The organism is Marinobacter sp. UBA5687 (assembly GCF_002420325.1).
Classification (GTDB): domain Bacteria; phylum Pseudomonadota; class Gammaproteobacteria; order Pseudomonadales; family Oleiphilaceae; genus Marinobacter; species Marinobacter nauticus.
In genome coordinates this window covers 1-4,413 of record NZ_DIHV01000041.1, presented here as the reverse complement: position 1 = coordinate 4,413, position 4,413 = coordinate 1, and the positions used below count along the sequence as shown (strand labels likewise).

Annotated in this window: 5 protein-coding genes and 1 pseudogene; 2 read left to right on the top strand and 4 right to left on the bottom strand. The window is 48.4% G+C overall.

What is annotated here, in order from left to right:
* Positions 1-39: 39 nt before the first annotated feature.
* Positions 40-969, top strand: a complete 930-nt coding sequence (locus B3Y70_RS04335) for a retron St85 family effector protein (protein ID WP_286893384.1) — start codon at positions 40-42, stop codon at positions 967-969.
* Positions 966-1,907 (top strand): reverse transcriptase domain-containing protein, encoded by a 942-nt coding sequence (locus B3Y70_RS04330; protein ID WP_286893382.1) that lies wholly within the window; start codon positions 966-968, stop codon positions 1,905-1,907. Before B3Y70_RS04335 ends, B3Y70_RS04330 begins: the two co-directional genes overlap by 4 nt.
* A gap of 363 nt (positions 1,908-2,270) precedes the next feature.
* Here the strand turns inward: B3Y70_RS04330 and B3Y70_RS17575 are convergent.
* The 4 genes and pseudogenes from B3Y70_RS17575 to B3Y70_RS04310 form a co-directional block, all read right to left on the bottom strand.
* Positions 2,271-2,559, bottom strand: a pseudogene (locus B3Y70_RS17575) (ATP-binding cassette domain-containing protein); the annotation flags it as partial.
* Between the two features lie 255 nt (positions 2,560-2,814).
* Positions 2,815-3,390, bottom strand: coding sequence for a HupE/UreJ family protein (locus tag B3Y70_RS04320; protein WP_286893377.1), 576 nt, complete (start codon positions 3,388-3,390; stop codon positions 2,815-2,817).
* Positions 3,391-3,433: 43 nt separating this feature from the next.
* Positions 3,434-4,072: an urease accessory protein UreG gene (ureG, locus tag B3Y70_RS04315; protein WP_224849582.1), complete on the bottom strand. Its 639-nt coding sequence runs from the start codon at positions 4,070-4,072 to the stop codon at positions 3,434-3,436.
* A gap of 25 nt (positions 4,073-4,097) precedes the next feature.
* Positions 4,098-4,413 (bottom strand): urease accessory protein UreF (locus B3Y70_RS04310; RefSeq protein WP_288589249.1); only part of this gene is annotated, 316 nt, incomplete at its 5' end.

Sequence of the window (4,413 nt, the reverse complement as noted above, 5' to 3'; positions counted from 1 at the left end):
CGCTCCCGAACAACAAAACAACGGCGCTATATGTAGGCAATGCGAGCCATAACGGAAAGGGATGTTCTTAGTTCTCTTGGACAAGCAATCAGGAAGCTGAGATGGACTATCTTACATGGGGAAGTCGAAAGAACTGGAGACTCCCCAGTTTTAATCTTCATCTGCGGGGCCAACAAGCCAAACGGTGGAGGTCTATCTGAACGGCGCCAAGCTGTAATTCGCTTTCTTGAGACGAGCATCCAGAATGTATCGATTGTTATCGCAGAGCATTTTTTTGACGCTTTACTCAATGATATTAATCATCAAATAAATCTTCTGGATGCTGAGCACTTTCTTACCAAGATCTCAGATGATGTCATTATTATTCTTGAAAGCCAAAGCGCTTTCTGCGAGCTTGGTGCATTTTCCCATGAGTCCCTCCGAGAAAAGCTACTAATAATAAACGATGAAGAATTTAAAACCTCACCATCATTTATAAACATTGGCCCAATTGCTGCGATCGATAGCTCGAACAAGCGAAAAAATATTTTCCATTATCCGATGCAGCCCGATGGAATAATGAAAACTGATGGAATCGGAGATACATTTTATGACCTTCATCAATCCATCGTCTCAAGCAAAAAAAATAAAACAATAAAATACGAGAAAGAAAATTTAATCCCCGACAAAGGAAACGACTCTTCAAAAGAGGCTCTTATGCTTGCCTCAGACATCATATATTTATGCGCACCAATGACTTACAAAGAGCTTTGCGAACTATACACATCCATTTTCGGAAAAATGAGCTTCAACGGACTCGGGAAAATAATCGCCCTTCTAAAGGGAATGAAGTTTATAAAATACGAAAAAACGCATGGATATATTGAATCACTAACCGACTCTCTTTTCTTTAGTTATGGCAAACACACCGAAGAACTAATTATTTCCTTTAAACTCAACAGAATCAAGGAAGAATGGAGAAGGAAATGAGCATAATCGATGAAATAGCTAAAGAATTAAGAATAAACAAAAAAATTATTGAGTCTCAGCTTTTCGCATCGAGAAAACAGGTTAAAAAAATAAGAGTTCCAAAAAAAAATGGAGCACACCGATCAATTTACGTAGCGCCAAAGTCATACAAAATTTTTCAATACTATATACTCAACAACTACATTAAACATGTAAAAAAAAGTCATGCAGCATCCGCGTTCTGGAAAGGATCATCAATTCTTAAGAATGCCAAAAAACACCGAGAACGAACATACCTCGTAAGAATAGACATAAGTAACTTTTTTCCTTCAATTCACATTAACGACTTTATTTCAGTCCTCGATGACAGTGAAAACAACATTATAGATCTGTTCTCTAACCCAGAGAACGCGGAAGTTATAATGGAAACTTGCCTTTCTGACGAAGGTTATCTGCGAGTAGGGTACCCAATAAGCCCTTTTATCGCAGACATTGCAATGAGAGAAATCGACCAAGAAATAGCCAAATATTTAGAAGAAAAATTCCAAGAAGGAACATTTTCTTACAGCCGGTACGCAGATGACTTAGTCATTGGATTCGATGAAAAATGCGGAAAGGAAATAGAGATCGCAATTTCAGAAATCATTGAAAAACGAGACCACCCAAAGCTATCGATTAACCATTCAAAAACTAGATATTTCAATAGAAACGTGGGGAATGCCATCGTCACAGGCGTACGAATATGTCAAGATGGCAGACTAACACTCCCAAAGCAATTTAAAGATGACTTGAGATTCAGGCTATCACTATTAAATAAAGGAAATTTAGCAAATGAGGAATTATCCTCGCTCGAAGGTTGCCTGAATCATTGCAGAGACATAGATCCTAGCTTTTACACAAAGCTACAAACGCGTTATTTCAAATCTATCGCAGAACTAAAAAACCGAAACAAAAATTAAACAAACAAAAAATCTTCTCCAAATACTAAAACTGGATATTTTTCATATCATAGCATTTCATCGCTTAAAATCACCTTACATATACCAATTTAACTCAATAGCTTTTTTTATAAAAATCGCATCAAATGCATTTGCCAAATTTAGATCAATGTAAAAACCAACTAAAACACGAATTATCATTTCATACTAATTTCTAAACCACCTCTTACCTTCAACTCATAAATATATTTGAGCTTCAAAAATCACACAGAAACCATTCAAAAACAAACCTATTAGCACGCGAATGCAAATCTCTCCGGCAAAGCTCGAAATGCGAAACCTTAAAATGATAGTTGTGCTTACCTAACACGCACTCTATTTTGATCACACCTTTCGGTGCTTCTTAATCAACTCATCAGACAACTCTGAGATATCCCCCTCGTCTACCCGCCACCCTCGACCAAAAATCGCAAACCGATCGAAATACTGCCTCGCAAAGGGCAACTTCTGCTCAACAAGCAGTCCAGTCAGCCCACCCTCTTCAATTAAGCGGCGCCCCCTCCCCCGGCTCATCCAGAATCAGTAGCCCGGGCTGAATCACTAATGCCCGGACAGTGGTCAACTGCTGTTGCTGCCCACCAGAGAGAGCTCCACCTCGGCGGCGTTTCATTTACTTCAACGTCAGAAACAGCGCGCACACCCGCTCGGGAGTTTTCTTGCTTCCGTCTTTGCGCACCCTCAGGCCAGCGAGGAGGTTTTCTTCGACGGCCAGCAAGGGGAACATCTGCTATCCCTCGAATGCGTCCAACACGAGATATCGGCGGCTGAGGCTTTCGCCGTAAATCTGGGGCACTTTTTTTGCAAAGCAATATAGAAAAAGCCGCTCGTTTTCCCGAGCGGCTTTTTCATTTCCGAAAGAACTGCGGTATCAAGCAGCAGCCAGGTAAGCTCCCACCACAGCCAGCACTCCCCCAATCCCCCGACTAAACCGGCTATCCGCCTTCAGCATCAAACTACCCAGCCCACGCCCAACCAGCGTAATGGCCAGGGTGGCGATGGAGAAGCCCGCCAGGTAAGCCGCCAGCATGGCGCCTTCGGGCATTTCTGCCCCATGCGCAAAACCGTGAAACAGCATGAACGCGCCAACCAGAGTACCGCCCACAGCCGTCGGCAATTTCGCCAGGGTGGCGATGAGGATACCGGCCACCAGTACCGAGAAGGTGATGCCGGTTTCCACGCCCGGCAGGCTCAGGCCGCCCCAGGCCAGGGCAGCGCCGAGCACCATGCCGCCGATGACGAAGGCGGGGGTGGCGTTTTTCATGAGTTTGCTCTGGCGCACGCTCCAGAAGCCGATGGCGGCCATAGCCAGCAGGTGGTCCAGGCCCAGCATGGGGTGCAGCAGGCCGCTGGTGAAGCCGCCTTCGGTGTGGCCGGGGTGGGCCATGGCGGTGGCGGAGGCGGTCAGCAGCGCGGCGGTGGCAAGAAGTTTTGAAGTCAGTTTCATGGTGTTGCTCCTGGTGGTTCTGTAATCGTGTTGGTTCGTTTGCTCAGGCCATTTCAGCCAGTTTTTCGGGTCTTCTCTCGGGCAGCATGCCGCGCTCCAGAATGAAGCTGATGATGGTGTCCAGCCCTACCCCGTCGTACAGGTTGGTGAACACGAAGGGGCGTTCGCCGCGCATTTTTTTGCTGTCCCGTTCCATTACCTCCAGGGAGGCGTGTACCTGTTCGGCAATGTCGATCTTGTTGATGATCAGCAGGTCGGACTTGGTGATGCCGGGGCCGCCTTTGCGGGGGATTTTGTCGCCGGCGGACACGTCGATCACGTACAGGGTGAGGTCGCTCAGTTCCGGGCTGAAGGTGGCGGAGAGGTTGTCGCCACCGGATTCCACCAGTACCAGTTCCAGGCCCGGGTGGCGGCTTTGCAGGTCGTCAATGGCGGCCAGGTTCATGGAGGCATCCTCGCGAATGGCGGTATGCGGGCAGCCGCCGGTTTCCACACCCAGGATGCGGTCTGCGGCCAAGGCTTCGTGGCGCAGCAGGAAGTCGGCGTCTTCCCGGGTGTAGATGTCGTTGGTGACCACGGCGATGTCGTAGTGGTCCCGCAGAGCGGTGCATAGCTGGCGCAGCAATGCGGTTTTACCAGACCCGACCGGGCCGCCTACGCCTACTCTCAGACAATGTGTCATGGCTGTATCTCCTTGATGTTTTTATTCAGCTTCTGAAAAGCCGTGAATACTGGGTTTCATGCAGGGCACTGCCGAGCGCGAGGCCCGGCAGGATGGGCCCGAGTTCGTGGTCTTGCCGTGCCAGCGCCTGGCCGGTGGCAATCACCAGTGCCGGGCGCAGTTGTTCGATAATCCGTTGGGCGGCGGTGTGGCCCAGGGGCAAGGCTTTGCAGGCCACCGCCAGCTGGTTTTCCAGCCAGGCCCAGGCAAAGCCGAGCAGGGTTTGCCGCACCGGCACCCGGCGCACCTGGGCGGCCCAGGCAAACAGGGTGATGTAGCCGGGCTCGGCCGGAATCAGGGTT

Excerpts from the sequence above, each read along its gene's own strand:
- B3Y70_RS04330 (WP_286893382.1), top strand. The coding sequence starts at position 966 with ATGAGCATAATCGATGAAATAGCTAAAGAATTAAGAATAAACAAAAAA.
- ureG (WP_224849582.1), bottom strand. The coding sequence starts at position 4,072 with ATGACACATTGTCTGAGAGTAGGCGTAGGCGGCCCGGTCGGGTCTGGT.
- B3Y70_RS04335 (WP_286893384.1), top strand. The coding sequence starts at position 40 with ATGCGAGCCATAACGGAAAGGGATGTTCTTAGTTCTCTTGGACAAGCA.
- B3Y70_RS04320 (WP_286893377.1), bottom strand. The coding sequence starts at position 3,390 with ATGAAACTGACTTCAAAACTTCTTGCCACCGCCGCGCTGCTGACCGCC.